General features: G+C 61.3%; 1 protein-coding gene. It reads right to left on the reverse strand.

From position 1 onward, the window contains the following. The coding region (locus IRZ31_RS21300) for an alkaline phosphatase family protein (protein ID WP_297157761.1) at positions 1 to 1,286 on the reverse strand (1,286 nt) is incomplete at its 3' end. Between the last annotated feature and the right edge of the window lie 735 nt (positions 1,287 to 2,021).

Here is a 2,021-nt window from a genome sequence, read left to right on the forward strand (position 1 = left end):
GGATAGTAGTGGGGGTCCTGGCTAAAGTCGAAGACCTCATAGAGGTCGCCGATCTGGGCCAGCCCGTCGCGTGGCGGGGCTGGCGGTCCTGCACTTCGCCCGGCGGCGGCGTCGTTGTTGCTGGCAGGCGTCTCGCCATCAAATTGATGGTTGAGGCTCGCCAGGGCTGGCAGCCCGAAGGTGCGCTCGATAAATTTGAGCACGGAGCTGTGTTCGTAGAGTTGGCCGGCGACATAGCCGCGCTTGACCCAGGGCGAGATGATCAGCGTGGGCACGCGCATACCGAGGCCATAAGCGTCCAGCTGTGGCGGCGCGATGTGGTCAAAGTAGCCGCCGTTCTCGTCGTAGGTCAGGATGAAGGCTGCTTGGCTCCAGTAGCGCGAGGCGATAAGCGCGTTGATGATCTCAGCGACCTTTTTCTCCCCAGTGCGCACATTGCTGGGGGGATGCTCGCTGACCTCGCTGCTGGTAATGAGAAAGGCAACGTGGGGAAGGGTTCCGTCGGCCAGGGCCTGATAGTAGTCATCTTCGCTGCCATAGAGCCGCGCGTCGTTGATCCAGCGTTTGAAGTAGGCCAGGCCGTTGAAGCCGTTGGGGCTGCCGATGCGCTGCCGGCTGTGGCTGTTGAGATTATAGCTTTGCCAGCTGATGCCGTGCTGGTCAAGCAAGTCGGCGATGGTTGGCCAGTCGAGCGAGCCTGGCGCTGGTCGATTGTTGGTGATGCCGCCACAGGTGCCGCTCCAGAGGGCGAGGCGATTCGGCAGGGTCGGCCCGAGCTGGTAGCAGAAGTAGTTGCCGCAGAGGGTGAAGGCGTCGGCCAGGGCGTAGTAGTAAGGCAGGTCGCTCCGCGTGTAGTAGCCGAGAGCTTCGAGGCCATCTGTGGTGACGAATCCGTCCATCTTGCCACCGTTCCATTCGGCGTGGAGGGCCTGCCAGCTGTGGGGAATGTCGTGGTTGGTGTAGCTGCTGAAGTGATAGGGCTTGACGGCTGGCTTACCGGCTCCGCCCGGCTGGCTGTAATTGGCCGGTACGGCGAAGCGCCCAGCCCGCTCGTAGTAGCCAAAATAGGTATCAAAGGAGCGGTTTTCCTGGCAGAGGATGAGAATATGTTTGAGCGGGTTCTCTGTCGGGGCCGGCGCCGGCGCGCTGGCTGCGGCTCGCCCGAAGGCGGTCAGCGCTCCTGTTCCCAGACCTGCGCTAGCGCTCAGGCCAAGGGTAAAGGCCCCGAGCCGCTTAAGGGCATGGCGCCTACTCTGGCGGCGGAGAAATTGCTGTGAAAAGTTCATGTAGCCTCCTTTGCTCTACTAAACCATCCTGTTGCTATTATAACGGCATGAGTAGCAAAAGTGAACACAATATCTATGAATATAGGGGGAGAAGGATGGAAAGTGGTACTGACAGGCAAAAGCGCGCATAGCTTGACCAGTAGTCCAGTATACGTTAGAATAGGTCTGGCGCTCGGCGACCTTGCGGTCGCAGCCTTTGGTTTGGCTGGTGTCCTGGTTGGATGAGTGAGGAGCTGTGGGTGGGTAAGCCGGACGGTGCCGTTGCCCAGATCGGGGGAGAGAGGTATTGAAAGGCGGGCCGGCTTTGCTGGCAGGCGGTGGAAGGCTGTGGAGGAAGCTGGTTCGCTGGTGGCGTGAACTGAACTGAACTGGCAAACGAGCTTGTCTGGTTCTTACCTGAGCTGAGCCGGGTTGAGCTGCGGCCATGCGCAGCTGGAGATGATCCTGATGAGACCCGGTGGCTCTAGACGCTTTAGAGCCGGTCCGGTCGGGTTGGGACGGCACGCGGACGAGGGCCGCTGGACTGTCAACCACCCCACGGCTCAAGCCGTGGGCTTGTGATGAACAAGCCCGAGGTTGACCAGCCCAAGTCCGGAGGCTGATGGCCTTGCGGGGCTCCGTTCTCCCGGTCACGACACCCTGGGGTGCGTGAGCCAGCTCCAGGCCCTGTCGCGGGCGGTGAAACAGGTGTACGGGGTTGAAGCCAGTGCCGTTCGCAGAACAAGCCGGGAGAAC

This window comes from Thermogemmatispora sp. (assembly GCF_019683635.1).
Lineage (GTDB): Bacteria > Chloroflexota > Ktedonobacteria > Ktedonobacterales > Ktedonobacteraceae > Thermogemmatispora.